This window comes from Pseudomonas sp. H3_E04 (genome assembly GCF_054668915.1).
In genome coordinates this window covers 108,277-130,001 of the sequence record NZ_CP162797.1, presented here as the reverse complement: position 1 = coordinate 130,001, position 21,725 = coordinate 108,277, and the positions used below count along the sequence as shown (strand labels likewise).

24 protein-coding genes and 1 pseudogene are annotated in these 21,725 nt (G+C 60.3%); 13 read left to right on the top strand and 12 right to left on the bottom strand.

Annotated elements, in window-relative coordinates:
• The first annotated feature begins 18 nt into the window (after window positions 1-18).
• Complete coding sequence (locus tag AB4N53_RS00595; protein ID WP_460125261.1) at window positions 19-1,206, top strand: MFS transporter; 1,188 nt, start codon at window positions 19-21, stop codon at window positions 1,204-1,206.
• On the opposite strand, the gene arfB is transcribed toward AB4N53_RS00595, so the two are convergent.
• Complete coding sequence (gene arfB / locus AB4N53_RS00590) at window positions 1,203-1,616, bottom strand: alternative ribosome rescue aminoacyl-tRNA hydrolase ArfB (protein ID WP_016771119.1); 414 nt, start codon at window positions 1,614-1,616, stop codon at window positions 1,203-1,205. The genes AB4N53_RS00595 and arfB overlap by 4 nt on opposite strands.
• A gap of 223 nt (window positions 1,617-1,839) precedes the next feature.
• Window positions 1,840-3,252: an amino acid permease gene (locus AB4N53_RS00585; RefSeq protein WP_122704742.1), complete on the bottom strand. Its 1,413-nt coding sequence runs from the start codon at window positions 3,250-3,252 to the stop codon at window positions 1,840-1,842.
• An 892-nt stretch (window positions 3,253-4,144) separates the two neighbouring features.
• Between AB4N53_RS00585 and AB4N53_RS00580 the strand changes: the two genes are divergently transcribed.
• Window positions 4,145-4,282 carry a hypothetical protein gene (locus tag AB4N53_RS00580; RefSeq protein ID WP_003222780.1) on the top strand — a complete coding sequence of 46 codons (138 nt, stop codon included), beginning with the start codon at window positions 4,145-4,147 and terminating at the stop codon, window positions 4,280-4,282.
• A gap of 71 nt (window positions 4,283-4,353) precedes the next feature.
• Window positions 4,354-5,319 (top strand): M29 family metallopeptidase, encoded by a 966-nt coding sequence (locus AB4N53_RS00575; RefSeq protein ID WP_024012077.1) that lies wholly within the window; start codon window positions 4,354-4,356, stop codon window positions 5,317-5,319.
• A 231-nt stretch (window positions 5,320-5,550) separates the two neighbouring features.
• Here the strand turns inward: AB4N53_RS00575 and rluB are convergent, their stop codons facing one another.
• The 6 genes from rluB to AB4N53_RS00545 all read right to left on the bottom strand — a co-directional run bounded on the left by rluB (window position 5,551) and on the right by AB4N53_RS00545 (window position 10,515).
• A complete protein-coding gene (gene rluB / locus AB4N53_RS00570) occupies window positions 5,551-6,771 on the bottom strand; it encodes a 23S rRNA pseudouridine(2605) synthase RluB (RefSeq protein ID WP_460117419.1) in 1,221 nt (406 codons plus the stop codon).
• A gap of 142 nt (window positions 6,772-6,913) precedes the next feature.
• A complete protein-coding gene (locus AB4N53_RS00565) occupies window positions 6,914-7,105 on the bottom strand; it encodes a DUF1289 domain-containing protein (protein ID WP_460117417.1) in 192 nt (63 codons plus the stop codon).
• A gap of 104 nt (window positions 7,106-7,209) precedes the next feature.
• Entirely contained in the window at window positions 7,210-8,175 is a 966-nt protein-coding gene (gene scpB / locus AB4N53_RS00560; RefSeq protein WP_460117415.1) for an SMC-Scp complex subunit ScpB, read from the bottom strand.
• 11 nt (window positions 8,176-8,186) lie between these two features.
• The gene (locus AB4N53_RS00555; protein ID WP_172828192.1) at window positions 8,187-8,885 is read right to left on the bottom strand and encodes a segregation and condensation protein A; all 699 of its coding nucleotides are present in this window, start codon (window positions 8,883-8,885) and stop codon (window positions 8,187-8,189) included.
• 123 nt (window positions 8,886-9,008) lie between these two features.
• Complete coding sequence (locus AB4N53_RS00550) at window positions 9,009-9,638, bottom strand: L-threonylcarbamoyladenylate synthase (protein ID WP_016771124.1); 630 nt, start codon at window positions 9,636-9,638, stop codon at window positions 9,009-9,011.
• A 13-nt stretch (window positions 9,639-9,651) separates the two neighbouring features.
• Window positions 9,652-10,515 (bottom strand): PHP domain-containing protein, encoded by an 864-nt coding sequence (locus AB4N53_RS00545; protein ID WP_460125148.1) that lies wholly within the window; start codon window positions 10,513-10,515, stop codon window positions 9,652-9,654.
• Between the two features lie 87 nt (window positions 10,516-10,602).
• Here AB4N53_RS00545 and AB4N53_RS00540 point away from each other — a divergent pair, with 87 nt between their 5' ends.
• The 4 genes from AB4N53_RS00540 (at window position 10,603) to AB4N53_RS00525 (ending at window position 12,704) form a co-directional block, all read left to right on the top strand.
• Window positions 10,603-11,199 carry a septation protein A gene (locus AB4N53_RS00540; RefSeq protein ID WP_042607495.1) on the top strand — a complete coding sequence of 199 codons (597 nt, stop codon included), beginning with the start codon at window positions 10,603-10,605 and terminating at the stop codon, window positions 11,197-11,199.
• A gap of 1 nt (window position 11,200) precedes the next feature.
• Window positions 11,201-11,500, top strand: a complete 300-nt coding sequence (locus AB4N53_RS00535) for a YciI family protein (protein ID WP_016771127.1) — start codon at window positions 11,201-11,203, stop codon at window positions 11,498-11,500.
• Between the two features lie 108 nt (window positions 11,501-11,608).
• Complete coding sequence (locus tag AB4N53_RS00530) at window positions 11,609-12,019, top strand: translation initiation factor 2 (RefSeq protein ID WP_460125144.1); 411 nt, start codon at window positions 11,609-11,611, stop codon at window positions 12,017-12,019.
• Window positions 12,020-12,026: 7 nt separating this feature from the next.
• On the top strand, window positions 12,027-12,704 hold the full coding sequence (locus tag AB4N53_RS00525; protein ID WP_016771129.1) for a response regulator transcription factor: 678 nt from the start codon (window positions 12,027-12,029) through the stop codon (window positions 12,702-12,704).
• Window positions 12,705-12,853: 149 nt separating this feature from the next.
• Here AB4N53_RS00525 and AB4N53_RS00520 read toward each other — a convergent pair whose 3' ends face one another.
• On the bottom strand, window positions 12,854-13,327 hold the full coding sequence (locus AB4N53_RS00520) for a hypothetical protein (RefSeq protein WP_110645043.1): 474 nt from the start codon (window positions 13,325-13,327) through the stop codon (window positions 12,854-12,856).
• Between the two features lie 255 nt (window positions 13,328-13,582).
• Between AB4N53_RS00520 and AB4N53_RS00515 the strand changes: the two genes are divergently transcribed.
• On the top strand, window positions 13,583-14,023 hold the full coding sequence (locus tag AB4N53_RS00515) for a Spy/CpxP family protein refolding chaperone (protein WP_150742442.1): 441 nt from the start codon (window positions 13,583-13,585) through the stop codon (window positions 14,021-14,023).
• A gap of 176 nt (window positions 14,024-14,199) precedes the next feature.
• Window positions 14,200-15,540: a sensor histidine kinase gene (locus tag AB4N53_RS00510; RefSeq protein WP_460125140.1), complete on the top strand. Its 1,341-nt coding sequence runs from the start codon at window positions 14,200-14,202 to the stop codon at window positions 15,538-15,540.
• Between the two features lie 96 nt (window positions 15,541-15,636).
• Here AB4N53_RS00510 and AB4N53_RS00505 read toward each other — a convergent pair whose 3' ends face one another.
• Window positions 15,637-16,203 (bottom strand): nitroreductase family protein, encoded by a 567-nt coding sequence (locus tag AB4N53_RS00505; RefSeq protein ID WP_217850576.1) that lies wholly within the window; start codon window positions 16,201-16,203, stop codon window positions 15,637-15,639.
• 121 nt (window positions 16,204-16,324) lie between these two features.
• On the opposite strand from AB4N53_RS00505, the gene AB4N53_RS00500 reads away from it, so the two are divergent.
• A complete protein-coding gene (locus AB4N53_RS00500) occupies window positions 16,325-17,779 on the top strand; it encodes a TrkH family potassium uptake protein (RefSeq protein WP_150636617.1) in 1,455 nt (484 codons plus the stop codon).
• Here the strand turns inward: AB4N53_RS00500 and AB4N53_RS00495 are convergent.
• Window positions 17,736-18,797, bottom strand: coding sequence for an AraC family transcriptional regulator (locus tag AB4N53_RS00495; protein ID WP_202883387.1), 1,062 nt, complete (start codon window positions 18,795-18,797; stop codon window positions 17,736-17,738). The two genes, AB4N53_RS00500 and AB4N53_RS00495, sit on opposite strands and share 44 nt — an antisense overlap.
• 165 nt (window positions 18,798-18,962) lie before the next feature.
• Between AB4N53_RS00495 and AB4N53_RS00490 the strand changes: the two genes are divergently transcribed.
• Both AB4N53_RS00490 and AB4N53_RS00485 read left to right on the top strand, forming a co-directional pair.
• Window positions 18,963-19,274: an Mpo1-like protein gene (locus AB4N53_RS00490; RefSeq protein WP_041478979.1), complete on the top strand. Its 312-nt coding sequence runs from the start codon at window positions 18,963-18,965 to the stop codon at window positions 19,272-19,274.
• Between the two features lie 14 nt (window positions 19,275-19,288).
• Window positions 19,289-19,879 (top strand): HD domain-containing protein, encoded by a 591-nt coding sequence (locus AB4N53_RS00485; protein WP_460125134.1) that lies wholly within the window; start codon window positions 19,289-19,291, stop codon window positions 19,877-19,879.
• Window positions 19,880-19,988: 109 nt separating this feature from the next.
• Here the strand turns inward: AB4N53_RS00485 and AB4N53_RS00480 are convergent, their stop codons facing one another.
• Complete coding sequence (locus tag AB4N53_RS00480) at window positions 19,989-20,804, bottom strand: UDP-2,3-diacylglucosamine diphosphatase (RefSeq protein ID WP_024012063.1); 816 nt, start codon at window positions 20,802-20,804, stop codon at window positions 19,989-19,991.
• Between the two features lie 135 nt (window positions 20,805-20,939).
• On the opposite strand from AB4N53_RS00480, the pseudogene AB4N53_RS00475 reads away from it, so the two are divergent.
• Window positions 20,940-21,703: pseudogene (locus AB4N53_RS00475) on the top strand (AraC family transcriptional regulator).
• Window positions 21,704-21,725 lie beyond the last annotated feature (22 nt).

Sequence of the window (21,725 nt, the reverse complement as noted above, 5' to 3'; positions counted from 1 at the left end):
TCGTTACCCATGTCGTCTATATCCGAACCCCAGCGCCCGCTGGCGGTTACGCTGCAAGTGGTTTCCATCGTCCTCTTCACCTTTATCGGTTACCTGAACATCGGCATCCCGCTCGCCGTGTTGCCGGGTTACGTCCACAGCGATCTTGGTTTCGGCGCAGTCATCGCCGGGCTGGTGATCAGCGTGCAATACCTCGCCACCCTGCTCAGCCGCCCGTATGCCAGCAAGATCATCGACAACCAGGGCAGCAAACGCGCAGTGATGATCGGCCTCGCTGGTTGCGGCTTGAGCGGTGTGTTCATGCTGATTTCGGCGTGGACGCCGAACCTGCCGCTGCTGAGCCTGATCAGTCTGTTGATCGGCCGTCTGGTATTGGGCAGCGCGGAAAGCCTGGTCGGCTCCGGCTCGATTGGCTGGGGCATCGGCCGCGTCGGCGCGGCGAATACCGCCAAGGTGATTTCCTGGAACGGCATCGCCAGTTACGGCGCCCTGGCGATCGGCGCGCCGTTCGGTGTCTGGCTGGTGAGCCGGCTGGGTTTGTGGAGCATGGGCGTGAGCATCATCCTTCTCGCTTTGCTCGGTCTGGCGCTGGCATGGCCAAAAACCGCTGCGCCGATTGTTGCCGGTGAACGTCTGCCGTTCATGCATGTACTCGGCAAAGTATTCCCTCACGGCTGCGGTCTGGCGCTGGGTTCGATCGGCTTCGGCACCATCGCCACTTTCATCACCCTCTATTACGCGACCCAGCACTGGGACAACGCCGTGCTGTGCCTGAGCCTGTTCGGCGCCAGCTTCATCGGCGCGCGACTGCTGTTCGGCAACTTGATCAACCGCCTCGGCGGCTTCCGCGTGGCGATCGCCTGCCTGTCGGTGGAAACATTGGGGTTGTTGCTGCTATGGATCGCACCGGATGCGCATTGGGCACTGGCCGGCGCGGCGCTGAGCGGCTTTGGCTTCTCGCTGGTATTCCCGGCGCTGGGCGTGGAAGCAGTGAATCTGGTGCCGGCCTCGAGCCGTGGCGCGGCGGTCGGTGCCTATTCGCTGTTCATTGATTTGTCGCTGGGGATCACCGGGCCGCTGGCCGGGGCGATCGCAGCAGGATTCGGCTTTGCTTCGATCTTTCTGTTCGCGGCTTTCGCGGCGTTGAGCGGCCTTGGCTTGAGCGTTTATCTGTACAAGCACACGGCGAAGTATCGCGAAGTCTAGAAGTCCACTTTGCCGCGCCCGGCCTTGATGCTGCCGCGCTTGGTTTTCGACTCCAGTCGACGCTTTTTCGAGCCGAGGGTCGGTTTGGTCGGACGGCGTTTCTTTTCGACTTTGGTGGCACTGAGAATCAGCTCGACCAGCCGCTCCAGCGCATCGGCGCGGTTGGCTTCCTGGGTGCGATATTGCTGCGCCTTGATGATCAGCACGCCATCGCTGGTGATACGGCTGTCACGCAGTGCCAGCAGGCGCTCCTTGTAGAACTCCGGCAATGACGAGTTGGGAATGTCGAAGCGCAAATGCATGGCGCTGGAAACCTTGTTGACGTTCTGCCCACCGGCGCCTTGCGCGCGGATGGCGGTCAATTCGATCTCGGCATCCGGCAGATGCACGTTGTTGGAAATCACCAGCATGGAAAAGCGTCCGTAATCAGAGGGTGCAGGATAACCTGATTCACTCAACCTCTGTGGGAGCGAGCCTGCTCGCGAAGGCGGTGTGTCAGTCGATGCAGATGTTTCTGATGGACCGCTTTCGCGAGCAGGCTCGCTCCCACAGGGTTCGGTGTGGTGCCAGATTTTTCCATTTCAAAACAACAAACCCGGCACTTGGCCGGGTTTGCTGTTTCTGCTTGAGCGGTTACTTGGCGATCACTGGCAGCGCCTGCTGGGCACTGCGTTTGTTCTTGATCAGGTAGCAGACCCACATGAACACCACCCACACCGGAATCGCGTACACCGAGATCTGAATCCCCGGGATCAGCAGCATCACGCCGAGGATGAACACCACGAACGCCAGGCAGACGAAGTTGCCGTACGGATACCACAACGCCTTGAACAGCGGCGTCTGCCTGGTCTGGTTCATGTGCTGGCGAAACTTGAAGTGCGAGTAGCTGATCATCGCCCAGTTGATCACCAGCGTCGCAACCACCAGCGACATCAGCAGTTCCAGCGCGTGTTGCGGGATCAGATAGTTGAGCAACACGGCAACCAGCGTCACTGCCGCCGAAGCCAGAATCGAGCGCACCGGCACGCCGCGCTTGTCGATCTTCGCCAGGCCTTTCGGCGCATCGCCCTGCTCGGCCATACCCAGCAGCATGCGGCTGTTGCAGTAGGTGCCGCTGTTGTATACCGACAGCGCGGCGGTCAGCACGACGAAGTTGAGGATGTGCGCGGCGGTGTTGCTGCCGAGCATCGAAAACACCTGGACGAACGGGCTGCCGCTGTAGGAATCGCCGGACGCGTTGAGGGTTTCCAGCAGGCTGTCCCACGGGGTCAGCGACAGCAGGATCACCAGCGCGCCGATGTAGAAAATCAGGATGCGGTAGATCACCTGGTTGATCGCTTTCGGGATCACGGTTTTCGGTTTGTCGGCTTCAGCAGCGGTGAAACCGAGCATTTCCAGACCGCCGAAGGAGAACATGATGATCGCCATGGCCATCACCAGACCGCTCACCCCATTGGGGAAGAAACCGCCGTGGGACCACAGGTTGCTCACCGAGGCTTGCGGGCCGCCGTGGCCGCTGACCAGCAAGTAGCTGCCCAGGGCGATCATGCCGACGATGGCCACGACCTTGATGATCGCAAACCAGAATTCGGCCTCACCGAAGACTTTGACGTTGGCCAGGTTGATCGCGTTGATCAGCACGAAGAATGCGGCAGCGGAGACCCAGGTCGGGATGTCCGGCGCCCAGTAATGGATGTACTTGCCAACCGCTGTCAGCTCCGACATGCCCACCAGAATGTACAGAATCCAGCAGTTCCAGCCCGAGAGAAAACCGGCAAAACCGCCCCAGTACTTGTGCGCGAAATGGCTGAAGGAGCCGGCCACCGGCTCTTCGACGATCATTTCGCCGAGCTGGCGCATGATCATGAAGGCGATGAAGCCGCAGATGGCGTAGCCGAGGATCATCGACGGCCCGGCGGATTTCAGTACCCCGGCAGAACCGAGGAACAATCCGGTACCGATCGCGCCACCGAGGGCGATCAGTTGAATATGGCGATTTTTCAGGCCGCGTTTAAGCTCGCCTGATTGCGAGGGTTGTCCACTCATGAAAAAGGTCTCACGCAAGGTTTGATGATGTTCAGTAGACGTTGCTGCAAGGTTGCGATTTCAGGCAGCCCCGATCAAACCCCAGCGCAGGCACCAGGAGTTCAGCTCATTTACAACGGTCATGCGTCACCTGTTTGTTTTTATCTGTGACGAAATCGAACCCGGCACGCTTGTGGCGCGGCGGAGTGAACAAGGCGGATAGCCTCGAGATTTTTGCGATTACGCAGAGGGTCACAGTTAAAACGCGGCGCATTGTACACCGCTAACCCCCTGCTGCCAGACCCGCCTGATCAGCGTGTCGGTTGCCGGGATTGCGTGTGTCCGCCTCGACAGTCTCGAGCGGCTGCAAAATCTGAGTCAGGCCTTTGCAGGCCATCGGCGGGGACGAGGAAAAAACCGTCCCACGGGGAGAAGTGGAAATCAGTCGCGGCGTTCATTGCGCCTCCTTCTTGTTATTCGCCTGCACGACAGGCATGGGGCGCATCACACCTTGCCTGAACGCTTGAAACAAGCGCGCCAGAGCCCTGCGTGGCGCACGCTCCGGCCGGTTACGGAAGCTTTTCCTTACAACGGAGAGCGAGACGGGAAATGACCACGTGGGCGGGCCAAGATCGTCAGGTTTTCTTTACAACGCGTAACGTAAATTTTCCGAATCAGAAATATCCGAAGGACGTCTGCTTCTTGACGGTCGCTAGCTTGCTATTGAATCCACCAATCCAGTTTTCTGTTTTAAAACAAGAAAACTCATCCCTGAAAACAGAACAAAAAGTCTATTTAAAAATTAAATGGATAAATTTTTGCAATCCAAAAAACCCTCAACTAGGTTTTTCACGTCTCACCGGCCACCTCGACCGGTCAGTCATAAACCGTGAAATTCTCTAGGAGATCGACCATGCAAGCACTGGAAAAAGACTTGGATACCGAACTGCAACTGGACGAATGGTTTGAAGCGCCAACCCATGAGGCCGCTGTGGAAATGATGCAAGCCGACGCGGTGGTTCCGTTCGGCACGGCGATGTGGCCTCTGTAAGTCATCCCGGGCAGGCACGGTCCGGCCGGTCGTGCCTGCCGCTTCATTTCCCGGTCAGTCAGGGAGGATTCATGGACAAGCCCCGCGCCATCTCGCATTTCCTTTACTACCTCGAACATCACCCTGCCCTTGCCGGCCTCGACTCGGCGAAGGTCATGCTCGGCCACACCGCCGACTACGAAGCCCTGACCGGCGCCATTGCCGAACAGGCCGGCGAGCATCCGCGCTTTCAGTTCAGCGCCCGGCGTCTGGACCTGGAAAGCACCGCAGCGCTGTCCGAGGCGATTGCCGACAGCGATCTGTACATTTTCTTCTACGACTCTTCCACCCTGCCCAACCCACGCCCCGACGGCCCGGAGTTCGTTCGTGCGCTGCAAGCGGTGATGGCGGAAAACTGGAAGAAGTCGCTGCTGTTCAAGGATTACGGCGACTATTTCTACGACACTTTCAGCATCACCCCACAGCGCATCGCCGGGCTCAACAGTCACCTGATCCAGCGCATGTCCCAGGCGACCACGCTGAGTTTCAAGGATGACCACGGCTCATGGTTCGAAACGCCGATGAGCAGCATCAAGAAGTGGACCGACATCAACGGCGTCGGCAACTTCGACCTCGCTCCCGGGGAAATCGCCACCCACAGCGAAGCCATCAATGGCCACGTGAAGTTCAAGGGCACCTTCCTCAGCACCATCCCGTTCGCGCGCAAGTACGGCGTGCTGGAATCGCCGCTGGAGTTGTGGATCGAGAACTCGACCATCAGCCGCATCGCCACCGACGTGCCGGGGCTGGAACACGACTTCAACAAATACCTGGACGCCAACCCGTCGAACCGGCGGATCGAGGAACTGGGGATTGGCACCAACGAAGGCGTGAAGGACCTGTATGCGCGCAATGCCGGGTTTGAGGAGCGGCATTGCGGGTTGCATCTTGGATTAGGCGGTGGCGCCAAGGGCAGTCATCACCTGGACCTGATCTTTTCGGGTGGGGTGTTGGCGCTGGATGACAAGCCGGTGTTTGATGGGCGGTTTGTGTTCTAGCCTGAAGTTGATGGTGCTACTACTGGCCTCTTCGCGGGCAAGCCCGCTCCCACAGGGTTTTGAGTTGTTCACAGATATTACGTACACCAATGAAACCTGTGGGAGCGGGCTTGCCCGCGAAGGGGCCGGGTCAGGCAATACAAATCTTTCGCCAGACGAAAAAAAACGCCAACCCGAAGGTTGGCGCTTTTGCTTCAGCTCGAAGCTTGCAGCTAGTAACTCACAGCTGCCTTATTCCGGTTTCTTGCGTCCAAAACCCGGGCGCTGACCGGAACCGGCCGGGGCGCCGCGGCGCTTGCCCGAGGGTTTGTCACCGTCGACCAGTTTGATCCCAGGACGCTTCGGCGCCGGTTTGGCCGGGCGCTTATTGGTGGTATCGGCTGGACGATCCGCTACTGGCGTACCGCGACCGGCAGGAGCGCCGCGTTCGCCACGCTCGGTACGACCATTGGCCGGACGCGGTGCGCGCTCGCCGTCACGGGCAACCGGCTTGCGACCTGGACGCTCGCCTTCAATCTGCGGCTCACGGCTCGGGCGCGGCGCGGTCGGTGCGCCAGCGGCTGGACGCAGGGTACGCACGCGCTCGGTTTTGGCCATCGGCCGCGACGATTTGCGCTGCATGCGTTCGAGCTTGTCCTTGCTCTTGGCATTCAGCTGCGGCATTGCCACCGGCGTCAGGCCGACTTCGGCGCTGAGCACGTCGACTTCGTACTGGCTCATTTCGCGCCAGCGGCCCATCGGCAGGTCGGAATTGAGGAACACCGGACCGAAACGCACACGCTTCAGACGGCTGACCACCAGACCCTGCGATTCCCACAGACGACGTACTTCACGGTTGCGCCCTTCCATGACCACGCAGTGGTACCAGTGGTTGAAGCCTTCACCGCCCGGCGCCTGTTGAATGTCGGTAAAACGCGCCGGACCGTCTTCCAGCACCACGCCTGCCTTGAGGCGTTCGATCATCTCGTCATCGACCTCACCGCGTACACGCACGGCGTACTCGCGGTCCATCTCGTAGGACGGGTGCATCAGGCGGTTGGCCAACTCACCGTCAGTGGTGAACATCAGCAGACCGGTGGTGTTGATGTCGAGACGGCCGATGTTGATCCAGCGGCCTTCTTTTGGACGCGGCAGTTTGTCGAACACGGTCGGACGGCCTTCCGGGTCGTCACGGGTGCAGATCTCGCCGTCAGGCTTGTTGTACATGATCACGCGGCGCACCGATTCGGCCGCCTCTTCGCGTTTGATCACTTTGCCATCGATGGTAATGGCGTCGTGCATGTCGACACGCAGGCCGAGGGTGGCGTCTTTGCCATTGACCTTGATCCGGCCCTGGCTGATCCAGGCTTCGACGTCACGGCGCGAGCCGACGCCGATACGGGCGAGGACTTTCTGCAGCTTTTCGCCTGCTGGGCCGATTTCCTGGTCGTCTTTCTGATTGATGTCACTCATCTGGGCACCTCCCGGTGTGGTCTGTTCAGGCGGCGCCTGAAGCATTGGAAACTGGTGTTCGGCCGAAGGGATCGGCGAAGGGTCGCGAATCATACGCGGATGTGCGCCGTCGCGCATCAGAGACTAGCTGATCGATCAACAGTTATTTCTTTTTCCGCCGACCGGCACCACCCAGTTTGATCAGGCGCAGCGCGGCTTCAGCCAGCACCGCGCGTTTATCGTCCTTGTCGAGTTTCTTCCAGGCCTTGATCTCGCGCTTGCTGCGACCGCAACCGAGGCAGATGTCGTCGGAGAATTTGCAGAGGCTGATGCAGGGGTCTTTGGTTGAGCTCATTGGGATACCTTTGGAAGATCAAAAGATCGCAGCCTTCGGCAGCTCCTACATTGGAATGCGTCCCCTGTAGGAGCTGCCGAAGGCTGCGATCTTTTCGGCGCGGGTCAGTCTTCGAACTCGCGCCGTTCGGCTTCAATCGCCTCGGCCAGTGCGCGGGCTTCGGCTTCTTCTTCGCTGAGTTCCGGTTCCGGCTGTTCGAGGGCAGCGACAGCGGCCAGGAGTTTCTCGCGAGCCTCGGCGACGCCGAGAATATCTTCTTCCGGTTCGGCGTCGGGCGCGGCTTCAAGTTCCACTTCAAGCTCAACAACCGGTTGAATAATCTCGGGCACAGACACCGGCGCTTCGCCATCCACCGCATCACGCAGCAGATCGTCGAAGTCGGTCTTGATCCCCTCCTCCATGCTGTCCAGCTCCAGCAGCAGGGAATGGAAACTGGTTTCTTCCTTCTCCTCCTCCGGTTCGGCGCTGGCGTCGGCCAGCTCCTGCAGACTCTGCGGTACCGGCACGTCGTCGAAGTCGAGCACCGGTTCGGCTTCCATCTCGCGCAGTTCGGCCAGCGGCGGCAGGTCTTCGAGGTTTTTCAGGTTGAAGTGGTCGAGAAACGCCTTGGTCGTGGCGAACATCGCCGGTTTGCCCGGCACGTCGCGGTAACCGACGACGCGGATCCACTCACGTTCGAGCAAGGTTTTGACGATGTTGCTGTTGACCGCGACGCCACGCACGTCTTCGATTTCGCCACGGGTGATCGGCTGCCGATAGGCGATCAACGCGATGGTTTCCAGCAAGGCCCGGGAATAGCGCTGCGGGCGCTCTTCCCAGAGACGGCCGACCCACGGCGAGAACTTCTCGCGGATCTGCAAGCGGTAGCCCGACGACACCTCCTTGAGCTCGAAGGCACGGCCCTCGCAGGATTTGCCGAGCAGGGTCAGGGCTTTCTTGAAGACCGCCGGCTCCGGCCGCTCGCCTTCTTCGAACAGTTCAAACAGGCGCTCAAGTGATTGCGGTTTTCCCGAGGCCAACAGAAAGGCTTCAAGCAGGGGCGCCAGCTCGCGGGGTTCAGTCAGGTTCATGTTTCGACTCGTTATTCGGCTCGGGCTCGCACGTGGATCGCGGCGAACGGCTCATTCTGCACCAGCTCGACCAAGGATTCCTTGACCAGTTCAAGGATCGCCATAAAAGTCACTACCACACCCAGGCGGCCTTCTTCGGCGGTGAACAGCTCGACAAACGGTACGAAGCCGCCGCCCTTGAGCCGTTCCAACACATCGCTCATGCGCTCGCGGGTGGACAGCGCTTCGCGGCTGACTTGGTGGCTTTCGAACATGTCGCCACGGCGCAGCACTTCGGCCATGCACATCAAAATCTCTTCCAGCGCCACGTCCGGCAGCAGTTTACGCGCCCGTGCTTCCGGGGCGTCGAGCTTGGGCACGATCACATCGCGACCGACCCGGCTCAGACCATCAATACCTTCGGCAGCAGCCTTGAAGCGCTCGTATTCCTGCAAGCGGCGGATCAGTTCGGCGCGCGGGTCGTCTTCTTCATCTTCGACAGTTTCGGCGCGCGGCAGGAGCATGCGCGATTTGATCTCGGCGAGCATCGCCGCCATCACCAGATATTCGGCGGCCAGTTCCAGCCGCACCGACTGCATCAACTCGACGTAGCCCATGTACTGGCGGGTGATTTCCGCCACGGGGATGTCGAGGATATTGATGTTCTGTTTGCGGATCAGATACAGCAGCAGGTCGAGCGGACCTTCGAAGGCTTCAAGGAAGACTTCCAGCGCATCCGGCGGGATGTACAGGTCCAGCGGCATTTCCATGACCGCCTGGCCATAGACCATCGCGAACGGCAGTTCCTGCTGGGCGCCGGCCTGGGGATCGACCACGGTTTCCACTGCGGACATTCAGGCCTCGACCATGAACGGCGTCGGATCGCCGCAACCGACGCGGACCACTTCCGGGTCGTCGCCGGTCAGGTCAATCACCGTCGAGGCCTTGATGCCGCCAAAGCCGCCGTCGATGATCAGATCGACCTGATGCTCAAGCAACTGGCGCATTTCATACGGATCGCTCAGTGGGTCTTCGTCGCCGGGCATGATCAGCGTCACGCTCATCAGCGGCTCGCCGAGCTCGGCCAGCAGCGCCAGGGCGATCGGATGGCTTGGCACGCGCAGGCCGATGGTGCGTTTCTTGGGATGCAGCAACAGGCGCGGCACTTCGCGGGTGGCATTGAGAATAAAAGTGTAAGGCCCCGGCAGGTGCGCCTTGAGAATGCGGAAGGTGCCGGTGTCGATCTTGGCGTAATTGCCCAACTGCGACAGGTCGCTGCAGATCAGCGCGAAGTTATGCTTTTCATCGAGCTGACGCAGCCGTCGCACACGTTCGATGGCGGTCTTGTCGCCGATCTGGCAACCGATCGCGTAGGACGAGTCCGTGGGATAAATCACCACCCCGCCCTTGCGGATGATCTCGACCGCCTGTTTGATCAGGCGCGCTTGCGGGTTTTCCGGATGTATCTGGAAAAATTGACTCACATTCTCTACCTGTTCAGACGGCGGCAATATCTGTGTCATGTTTGAACCGACACCACAGGGGTGGAAGGTCCTCGGGAACCGGCCGGTACTGGCCGATCTCGGACCAGCCGCCAGGGCCATGGAAGTCACTGCCGGCGCTGACCAGCAGACCGAACTCACGGGCAAGGATCGCCAGGCTGCCCACCTGTTCTGCGGGCTGATGGCCATTGACCACCTCGATAGCATGCCCGCCTGCTTGAATATAGTCGGCAATCAGCTTTCGGCGTTTGCTACGCGTGAAATCGTAGTGCCATGGATGCGCCAGGCTGACCCAGGCACCGGCGGCGCGCAGGGTGCCGACGGTGTCTTCCAGGGTCGGCCAGTGCAGCTTGACGTCGCCGAGCTTGCCGGCGCCGAGCCATTTGCGAAACGCCTCGGCGCGATCCTTTACATAACCTTCACGCACCATCCAGTCAGCGAAATGCGGCCGGGCCGGCGCGTTGCCGCTGTCGCCCAATTCCTGCTGGATCTGCCGGGCGCCGTCGAGGGCCCCGGGCATGCCCTTCAGAGCGAGCTTGCGGCTTATTTCTTCCGACCGCAGCCAGCGGCCATCGTGCAATTTCGCGATCGCTTCGACTAACGGCGCGGCGTTGACGTCGAAACCGTAGCCCAGCACATGAATGGTCGCCCCGCCCCAAGTGCAGGACAATTCGACGCCGTTTACCAGTTGCATGCCCAACTCGGCGGCCGCCGTACGCGCTTCGGCGAGGCCTTCGAGGGTGTCGTGGTCGGTCAACGCCAGGACTCGCACGCCATTTTCGAACGCACGCGCTACCAGAACCGCAGGCGCCAGGGCGCCATCGGAGGCCGTGCTGTGGCAGTGCAAATCAACATTCACGGGGAGTTGTAACCTCAAATCAGCTGGCGCTATCGCGCGCCCATATGTTTGTTATTATGCCGCCACATCCAGCTTCTGGCTCTCACTGTGAAACAATTCATCGATTTCATCCCGCTTCTGCTGTTCTTCATCGTTTACAAACTTGATCCACGGGTCGTCGACATTGCCGGCCAGCAAGTGACCGTAGGCGGTATCTACAGCGCCACGGCGATGCTGATCATCAGCTCCCTGGTGGTGTACGGCGCGCTGTTCATCAAGCAGCGCAAGCTGGAAAAGAGCCAGTGGCTGACGCTGATCGCCTGCCTGGTATTCGGCAGCCTGACGCTGGCCTTCCACAGCGAAACCTTCCTGAAATGGAAAGCGCCGGTGGTCAACTGGTTGTTTGCAGCAGCGTTCATCGGCAGCCACTTCATCGGTGACCGCCTGCTGATCAAACGCATCATGGGCCACGCGCTGACCTTGCCGGACCCGGTCTGGACGCGCCTGAACATCGCCTGGATCGCGTTCTTCCTGTTCTGCGGCGCCGCCAACCTGTTCGTCGCCTTCACTTTCCAGAGCATCTGGGTTGATTTCAAGGTGTTCGGCAGCCTGGGCATGACCGTGCTGTTCCTGGTCGCACAGGGCATCTACCTGTCGCGCCATCTGCATGACACCGATACCACAACGCCAAAAACCGAGGACTGACATGCTCTACGCCATCATTGCCACCGACGTTGCCAACTCGCTCGAAGCTCGCCTGTCGGCGCGCCCGGCGCATCTGGAACGCCTGCAAGCGCTCAAGGGCGAAGGCCGCATCGTGCTGGCCGGCCCGCATCCGGCCGTCGACAGCAATGATCCGGGCGCAGCGGGTTTCACCGGCAGCCTGATCGTCGCCGAGTTCGACTCCCTCAGCGCCGCACAGGCCTGGGCCGATGCCGATCCGTACATCGCCGCTGGCGTTTACGCCAATGTGATCGTCAAGCCGTTCAAGCAAGTCCTGCCTTAAGTCCTTCCACGCGATGAACCTTCTCGGTTCATCGCGCTCTCAATCGCTCATTATTCTCGTTTGCCTGCCGACAACCTGCCCAATATCCATTTGGAAACAGGTGTCGCGATGCGCAAGGGTCCGTTGTGTCTGATGTTGCTCACGTTGTCGATCATGGCCCCCGCCCATGGTGAGGAAACCACCGAAAGTGGCAGCTCCACGCCATTGTCATTGAGCGCCGGCAGCCAGATCACCGAGCTGCAGCAGCGGCTCAAGGCCAGTGAACAGCAGCGCGAAGAACTGAACAAACAACTGCAAAATGCCGACAACGCCCGCGAAAGCGCCCAGCTCGCCCGGCTGCGCCAGGAGAACCAGCGTCTGAAGCTGCAACTCAAGGAAGCCCAGGCCAGCCCGCTGCCGCGTTTGCTGACCGATCAACAGCAGTGGTTCGTCACTGGCGCCGGGGTAGCGCTATTGGCGCTGCTCTGCGGTATCTTTGCCAGTGGTGCAAGCCGAAAACGTCGGCAATGGCTAAATTGAGTGAGTCATGAGCGAGCTGTTACTGATTGATGATGACCAGGAGTTGTGCGAACTCCTGAGTAGCTGGTTGAGCCAGGAAGGCTTCCAGGTGCGCGCCTGCCACGACGGCCAGAGCGCGCGCAAGGCGTTGGCCGAAACCGCCCCGGCGGCGGTGGTGCTGGACGTGATGCTGCCCGACGGCAGCGGTCTGGAATTGCTCAAGCAACTGCGCAACGACCACGCAGACCTGCCGGTGCTGATGCTGTCAGCGCGTGGCGAACCGCTCGATCGCATCCTCGGCCTCGAACTGGGCGCCGACGATTACCTGGCCAAACCCTGCGACCCCCGCGAACTGACCGCGCGCCTGCGCGCCGTATTACGCCGCAGCCACCCGGCGGCCGTGTCGACGCAGCTTGAACTGGGCGACCTGAGTTTCAGCCCGGTGCGTGGCGTGGTCAGCATCGACGAAAAAGAACTGACCCTGACCGTCTCCGAAAGCCGCCTGCTCGAAGCCCTGCTCAAGCAGCCCGGCGAGCCGCTGGACAAACAGGAACTGGCGCAACTGGCCCTCGGCCGCAAGCTGACCCTGTACGACCGCAGCCTCGACATGCACGTCAGCAATCTGCGCAAAAAAATCGGCCCTCACCCCGACGGCCGCCCGCGCATCGTTGCGCTGCGTAGCCGTGGTTACTACTACAGCTTATAAGACCTGCGCCGTGTAGGAGTGAGCCTACTCGCGATGGCGGTGTGTCAGTCAACACACTCTTGTGCCATCGCGAGCAGCCTCACTCCAAAGGGGATCTGATCTTTTCCACGCTCTGTATGGGAATGCAGCCATCGGTGGCTTTGCAGTGGTTAATCGGGCATCGAACGAATAATGTCGGCCAAATCGTCCTTGGTTATCTCGTTGGCCTTAATGGCAGCGGCAATGTCTTTTTTGGAAAGTGGAAAACGCTTGAAAATTTCTTGCAAAGTATTCGCATCAACATTTGCCAGCCAGAGCGGATCAATAAAAGAACCGCCGTACTCAGGCTTCATCGGTACTTCTTCGTGGGCAATCGTACCCTTATGGTTGAGATACACCACATAACGATCATGCCCTTCAGGAAAGCTTTTATCGTGATATAGCGTAGTACCCTGCGGCAGCACGTAGTAATTTTCGTCGCCGATTGGGCCCTCGATCAGCAACGGTTCCTTAGTTTTGATCATCTTCATATCGTGCCCCTGCGAACCATGATCAAAAATCAGGAATGCCAAAAAAATCGCATTGACCGATAAAGCTGCCATCAGCCATGGGCCGAGTTGCCTGGTAAACGTTTTATTAGTCATAGGGAAGCTCGGTATTCGCTTTGTTAAGGCACGCAGCCGTTGTTCTTTCGCTGAGCGACAATGTCGTCTAAATGAGTGATCACAGCCTCGGCCCGTGCATTATCCAAAAGATCGCAGCCTTCAGCACCTCCTGCACTGGATATGTGTAAGGCCGGGCACGAAGCGTCTTTACCGAAGCTTTACGCTGCGCTGACCGCCGCTGACCTTGATCTGCGTAATCTGCACTCATCCGGGAACGAGACAAGGAGATACACCATGCGCAAGACTCTTATCGCTCTGATGTTCGCTGCCGCTCTGCCAACCGTGGCCATGGCCATGCCGCAGGATGGTGGTCCGCTGGATGGCCCGCGCCACGGCGGCCAGATGCACGGCGGCATGCACGGCAAAGGCCCGTACAGCCAGCTCGACCTGACCCGCGAACAGCGCGAGCAGATTCGCAAGATCATGGGCGAGCAGATGCACGAGCGTAAGCAGGTGGTCGACAAGTACCTGGAAAAACTCTCGCCGGCCGACCAGAAAGCCATGAAGGACGAGATCGCGGCCAACCACAAGAAAGCCGAGTCCGATGTCCGTGCACTGCTTAAGCCCGAGCAACAGAAGCAGTTCGACGAGATCCAGAAGAAACGCGCCGAACGCCGCGCCGAATGGGCCGAGTTCAAGGCCTGGAAAGCGCAGCAGGCACAAAAGGCGCAATAATGGCTTGACCCTGGGCCCGACGACTCACCTCGTCGGGCCTGTTCCATTCAAATCGAATGTGGGAGCGAGCCTGCTCGCGAAAGCGCTGTATCAGCCAGAGATGGATTGACTGACACTACGCCTTCGCGAACAGGCTCGCTCCCACATTTGAACGGTGTGTTGATTGAGGAGTTTCTGTGCGTTCACTGTTCTGGCGGATTCTTGCGAGCTTCTGGCTGGCCATCGCTCTGGTAGCCGGGCTGTCGATCCTGCTCGGGCACATGCTCAATCAGGACGCGTGGATCCTCAGCCGCCATCCCGGCCTCAACACACTGGCGGCAGAGTGGACGCAGACTTACGAAGCCCAGGGCGAAGAAGCCGCCCAGGACATCCTCGAACAGCGCAAACGCCAGTATCACATCGACGTTCAAGTGCTCAACGAAACCGGCGATCCGGTGGTGCGTGGCACCTTCCCGCGTCGCGCCGCAGCATTCGAAGCGCGGCAGAACAACGACGATCGCCGCCTGCCTTGGCGGCGCCTGACTGATGAAATCACCAGCGAAAAAACCGGTGACACCTACCTGTTCATCTACCGCATCCCACACCCGGAACTCGACGCCTGGCACCGCGAAAGCCTGCTCTGGCCGCTGAGTGCGCTGGGTATTGCGCTGGTGGTGCTGACCCTGTTCAGTTTGCTCGTGACGTTCTCCATCACTCGCCCACTCAGTCGCTTGCGCGGCGCGGTGCATGATCTGGGGCAGACGACTTATCAGCAGAATAGCCTGGCGAAACTGGCCAACCGCCGTGACGAATTCGGCGTACTGGCCACCGATTTCAACCGCATGGGCGCGCGTCTGCAAAGTCTGATCGGCAGTCAGCGCCAGCTGCTGCGGGATGTCTCCCATGAACTGCGCTCACCACTGGCGCGCCTGCGCATCGCGTTGGCCTTGGCTGAACGGGCCAATCCTGAAGAACGCGAAAAACTCTGGCCACGGCTGACCCGCGAATGCGATCGGCTGGAGGCGTTGATCAGTGAAATTCTGGTGCTGGCACGAGTCGATGCCGACAACGCCAGCGCTGAAGAAGTGGACCTGAATGCGTTGCTCGCCACGCTGCAAAAGGATGCGCAGCTCAGCTCCCCCGAGCAGACCGTGCGCCTGCAAACCGAGCCGCAGCTGAATCTCAAAGGTTGGCCGACGATGATCGAACGCGCGGTGGATAATCTGCTGCGCAACGCCCAGCGCTTCAACCCGAGCGATCAGCCGATCGAATTGCAGGCTGCGCGGCAGGGTGAGCGGATTGTCATCAGCGTGCGCGACCACGGGCCGGGGGTGCAGACGGAACATCTGAGTCAGTTGGGCGAACCGTTTTACCGGGCGCCGGGGCAAACTGCTGCCGGCCATGGCTTGGGTCTGGCGATTGCCAAACGCGCGGCGGAACGGCATGGCGGCACGCTGACGCTGGCCAATCATCCGCAGGGTGGCTTTGTGGCGAGTCTGGAATTGCCGCTGGTGCCGGGAGTTATCGTTCAGCCGTAGGTTTACGGTAAGACAAAAAAGATCGCAGCCTTCTGCAGCTTCTACAACGTCATGTGAACACTTGTAGGAGCTGCCGAAGGCTGCGATCTTTTGATCTTAAGCCTTACCTGGCCAGGCGCTGACGAACTCAGCCAGATCAACCTTCTCCGCCACGCGCGGCTCTTTCTGCGGCGTGCCGAGATAGAGAAACGCGATCACTTCCTCGCCTTCCACCAGTCCCAAGCCTTCGGCCACATGCTTTGAGTACGCCAGATCCCCGGTGCGCCACACCGCGCCAATCCCCTGCGCATACGCCGCGAGCAAAATCCCGTGGGCCGCGCAGCCGGCCGTGAGCAGTTGCTCAGCCTTCGGATATTTCACGTGTTCCTGCAATTTTGCGATGACCACAACCACCAGCGGCGCGCGCAGTGGGCCGTTGCGGGCCTTGTCGATCATAGCGTCGGTGACTTCGCCGCCCTGCTGGCGGGCCGCCTCGGCCAGCAGCTCGCCCATTTGCTCACGCGCCGCGCCTTCGACGGTCAAAAAGCGGTACGGCTGCAAATGTCCGTGATCCGGGGCCCGCAAGGCCGCGCCGAACAGGGCTTCGCGCTGCTCGGCAGTGGGGGCCGGTTCGACCAGGCGGGGAACGGAAACACGGTTGAGCAACGCGTCGAGAGCCTGCATCGGCCACCTCCTTTGAAAAATGTGCGGCTATTCTAGCTTCATCTGCGCAGCGCCTGCCGGTTTACATGCCTTGCCCCACAGGTAGAATGGCGCCCTTCTCCCATCAGCCCGAGCGGATTTCATGGCGTTGCCGACCTTACGGATCATTGGTTTCATCATCGGCATCTTCCTGATCACCCTGGCTGTGGCAATGGTCGTGCCGATGGCCACGCTGGTGATTTTCGAGCGCACCAGCGACCTGCCGTCGTTCCTCTGGGCGAGCATGATCACCTTTATCGCCGGCCTCGCTCTGGTGATTCCCGGGAGACCGGAACACATTCACCTGCGCCCGCGCGACATGTACCTGCTGACAGTCAGCAGTTGGCTGGTGGTGTGCATTTTCGCCGCGCTGCCGTTTCTGCTGACCCAGCACATCAGCTACACCGACTCGTTCTTCGAAAGCATGTCCGGCATCACCGCCACCGGCTCTACCGTGCTCAACGGCCTGGACAACATGTCGCCGGGAATTCTGATGTGGCGGTCGCTGCTGCACTGGATCGGCGGCATCGGCTTCATCGGCATGGCGGTGGCGATTCTGCCGCTGCTGCGTATCGGTGGCATGCGCCTGTTCCAGACTGAATCCTCGGACCGCTCGGAAAAGGTCATGCCGCGCTCGCACATGGTGGCGCGGCTGATCGTGGCGGCCTACGTCGGCATCACCATTCTCGGCAGCCTGGCATTCTGGTGGGCCGGGATGAGCCCGTTCGATGCGATCAACCACGCGATGTCGGCGATTTCCACCGGTGGTTTCTCGACCTCCGACCAGTCGCTGGCCAAGTGGACGCAACCGGCGGTGCACTGGGTGGCCATCGTCATCATGATCCTCGGCAGCCTGCCATTCACCCTGTACGTGGCGACGCTGCGCGGCAACCGCCGGGCGTTGATCAGGGATCAACAGGTGCAGGGTTTGCTGGCGATGTTGCTGGTGACCTGGCTGGTGCTCGGCACCTGGTACTGGTGGACCACAAAGCTGCATTGGCTGGAAGCGCTGCGGCATGTGGCGCTGAACGTGACCTCGGTGGTCACCACCACCGGTTTCGCCCTCGGCGACTACAGCCTGTGGGGCAACTTCTCGCTGATGCTGTTTTTCTACCTGGGCTTTGTCGGCGGTTGCTCAGGTTCGACGGCGGGCGGGATCAAGATTTTCCGTTTCCAGGTCGCGTATATCCTGCTCAAGGCCAACCTCAATCAACTGATCCACCCGCGCGCGGTGATCAAGCAGAAGTACAACGGCCACCGCCTCGACGAAGAGATCGTCCGTTCGATCCTGACCTTCTCGTTCTTCTTCGCTATCACCATCTGCGTGATCGCCCTGCTGCTGTCGCTGCTCGGGGTCGACTGGATGACCGCGCTGACCGGCGCCGCCAGCACCGTGTCCGGCGTCGGCCCGGGCCTGGGCGAAACCATCGGCCCGGCCGGCAACTTCGCGACGCTGCCGGATGCGGCGAAGTGGATTCTGTCGTTCGGCATGCTGCTCGGCCGACTGGAGATCATTACGGTGTTTGTGCTGTGTATTCCGGCGTTCTGGCGTCATTGACCGCGTCCGGCACTTGCGTCAGGCGTAGGCGGTATTCGCCTGGCGTGGTGTCGAACCAGCGGCGAAACGCGCGGAAGAAGTTGCTCGGGTCGGCAAAGCCCAGCAGGTAAGCGATCTCCAGCAAGGTCATGCTCGGTTGCGCCAGATATTGTTCGGCGAGTTCGCGGCGGGTGTCGTCGAGCAATTGCTGAAAACTGGTGCCCTCCTCCTGCAAACGCCGCTGCAACGTGCGCTGGGAGAGGTGCAATGTCTGAGCCACGGTGTCGCGCTTGGGCTCGCCCTGGGGCAGCAAACGACACAGCACCTGCCGTGCCCGGTGCGTCACGCGGCTCTCGGAAAACCGCGCCAGATATTCCCCGGCAAAACGGTCATGCAACAGCGCCATGGCTTCGTTGGCGGTGGGCAATGGTGCTTCCATATCGGCACGTTCGAAGATCAACGCATCGTATGGCGCGTTGAACACCAACGGTGCGTGAAAGGCTTCTTTATAAGGTTGCAGGTTTGTCGGCTGATCGCCCTGAACTAACACTTTGACCGGGTGCAGCGGGCGCCCGGTCAGCCAGCCGCACAGCGCCAGTGCGCAGGCCAGTGAGGCTTCGGCGCTCTGCCGGGTCGGCGGCAGATGATCGCCGTGCACGGTGAGAATCAGCGCGTAACCTTCATCGAGCAGGCGAAAGCTCAGGTCGGCGCTTTCGGCAATGATGCGTTGATAGCGCACCAGACGCTGGAAGCCTTCAGCCAGCGTATTGCTCGACATCAGCGCATAGCCGGCGACGTGAAACGAGGCCGGGCGCACCACTTTGCCCATGTTCAGGCCGATCGCCGGGTTGCCGGAAACCTCGACCGCGCGCTGCCAAAGCCGGGTCATGGAGTCCTGCGGGAAACGCGCATCGGGATCTTCGAGGGCGCTGAAGTCCAGCCCCAGCTGCTTGAACAGAACCCGGCAATCCAGGCCGTCCATCTCCAGTGCTTTGACAATCCCCATCGCCCAGCTTGCAGAAGTCGTTCGTTCGCTCATGGTTGTTATTCTTTTACATGACGGGCTGCAGATAACCGCCCTATTTGCGAAGGATACTAAAGTGGCGCCGATTGTCACTGGCCCACGCCAATGATCACTCTAGACTCAAATAAGCTACCCAACGCACAACTTGTCGCCAGAACAATCACCACAGAGAGCGCGGTCGTGGAAAACATCAAGCAGTTCAACAGCTTCGCCGAGTTCTACCCGTATTACCTCGCCGAGCACAGCAACAGCACCTGCCGTCGTCTGCATTTCATCGGCACTTCTCTGGTCATCTTCATTCTCGCCCTGAGCATCGCCAAGAGTGCCTGGCTGCTGTTGCTGGCACTGCCTGTGGCCGGTTACAGCTTTGCCTGGATCGGCCACTTCTTTTTTGAAAAAAACCGCCCGGCGACGTTTCAGCATCCGTTGTACAGCTTGCTCGGCGATTTCGTCATGTACCGCGACATGATTCTCGGTCGCGTGGCGTTCTGAATGAGGGTCTGCCCATGAATGCCCATGCTCGCTTCACTCATATGAAGGACGGCACCGAAGACGACTGGGCGATCATCGCCGCCGACTTCAGTGCCTATGCCAGACAACTGCCGTCGCGGATCCTCGCGCATCTGAAGCTGCTTGAGGGCGACTTCGGCGGTTTCCCGGTGGATCGCCTGACCCACTCGTTGCAAACTGCGACCCGTGCCTTTCGCGACGGGCGTGACGAGGAATACGTGGTCTGCGCGCTGTTGCATGACATTGGTGACACCCTCGGCTCCTACAACCATCCGGACATCGCCGCAGCGATTCTCAAGCCGTTCGTGAGTGCGGAAAATCTGTGGATGGTGGAGAAGCACGGCATCTTTCAGGGCTATTACTTCTTTCATCACCTGGGCATGGATCGGCACTTGCGCGAGCAGTTCAAAGATCATCCGCAGTTCCAGGCCACTGCCGAGTTCTGCGCCAAATACGACGCGGCGGCGTTTGATCCGGCGTACGACACGCTGCCGCTGAGCTTCTTCGAGCCAATGATGGAGCGGCTGTTTGCGCAGCCGAAGAACTCGATTTACAAAGCCGCAATGCAAGAACACAGCCCGGCCTAAGCCCACATGTGGGAGCGAGCCTGCTCGCGAAAGCGCTGTATCAGGCACATAAGTTTGTCTGACACTACGCCTTCGCGAGCAGGCTCGCTCCCACAGGGTTCTCTTTCGCTCAGGCGATTTCGGCAACTTTGGCAGCTTTCAACTCCGCCTCCCGCGCCTGCGCATCCGCCAGCCGATACAGCTCGATCGTGCCGTCCCAATGCTCGATCAGCGCCGTGCACGATTCGACCCAGTCGCCACAATTGAGGTAGTCCACCTCCCCCACCTTGCGAATCTCGGCATGGTGAATATGCCCGCAAACCACGCCATGCAGTTCGCGCTTCACACATTCGTGGGCGATGGCTTCTTCGAAATCGCTGATGAAACTGACGGCGGTCTTGACCTTGTGTTTCAGGTACGCCGACAGCGACCAGTAACCGTAGCCATAACGGGCGCGCCAGTGATTGAGCCAGCGGTTGAGGGTCAGGGTGAATTCGTAGGCCGAGTCGCCGAGAAACGCCAGCCAGCGGTGATAGCGGGTGATCACATCGAACTGATCGCCGTGAATCACCAGCAAGTGCCGGCCGTCCGCCGTAACGTGCACCGCCTCGTCGACCAACTGGATATTGCCCAGAATCAGTTTCGAATAGCGCCGCAGGAATTCGTCATGGTTGCCGGTGACGTAGATCACTTCGGTGCCGCGCTTGCTCATGGTCAGCAGGCGACGGATGACGTTGGTGTGTGCCTGCGGCCAGTACATGCCGCTGCGCAGTTTCCAGCCGTCGATGATGTCACCGACCAGATAGACCTTGTCGGCGTGGTAGCCCTTGAGAAATTGCGACAAGTGCTCGGCCTGGCAATCCCGGGTGCCCAGGTGCACATCGGAGATCCACAGGGTTCGCACCCGTTGTTTGCGGCTGGGTCGGGCGAGCTCGGCGCTGGTCATGGGCAACCCTCTGCGATGTTTTCGCCAGCTTGCGCGCGCCCGGTTAATCGACCGTGACAAGCGTGAGTCAGTCGTGTGACAACGCATCCAGCGTACGGCGGTGTAGACTGACGGCCACTTCGGAGACGACCTGCCATGCGACCGATCCTCACCCTGCGCCAGTACACCCACGATTTGATTGTGCACAGCCACGAGCACGCGCAATTGGTGTTCGGGCTGTCCGGTGCGCTGGATTCGAGGTCGAGGGCTGTGGCAGCCAAGTGCGTCAGCAGAGTGTTGTGGTGGTTCCGTCCGGCGCTCATCATGCCTGCGACAGTCCCCAAGGCAGCAGCTGCCTGGTGCTCGACATCCCTGAAGGGGAATGGGTGCAGGACTCGCTGGGCGCGCATGCCGAGGCCAGTCGCCGCTTGCTCGATCATCCGGGGCGGCTGTCGCTGGACTCGGGGCAGAGCCAATTGGTCAACTGGCTGGCGAACAGTCCGGTCAGCGATCCGTTGATCGCGCAGCAAGGCGCGGTGTTGCTGCTGGCCAGTCTCAATCACGCGCAACCTGCCGAACTCGGCGCGCGTCGCCTGCCCTACGCCGCGCTGGATGCGCACATCGAGCAATACGCCGCCTATCCGCTGCAAGTCGCCGACCTGGCGCGCGTGGCCGGGTTGTCCAGTGCGCGCCTGCATGCACGGTTCATGGCCGAATGCGGACAGACGCCGATGGATTACATCCGCAGTCGACGCCTGCATCTCGCGGTGCAACTGCTGCGCGACACTGCATTGCCGATTGGTGAAGTAGCCAGTCGCGTCGGTTACAGCTCGCAAAGTGCGTTCTCGGCCGCAGTCCTACGTGAGTTCGGCTCATCGCCCGGACATCTTCGGCGCGATTCCTGCGACAAAAGACGATAGCCTGCCGACAGACTTGTAGGCC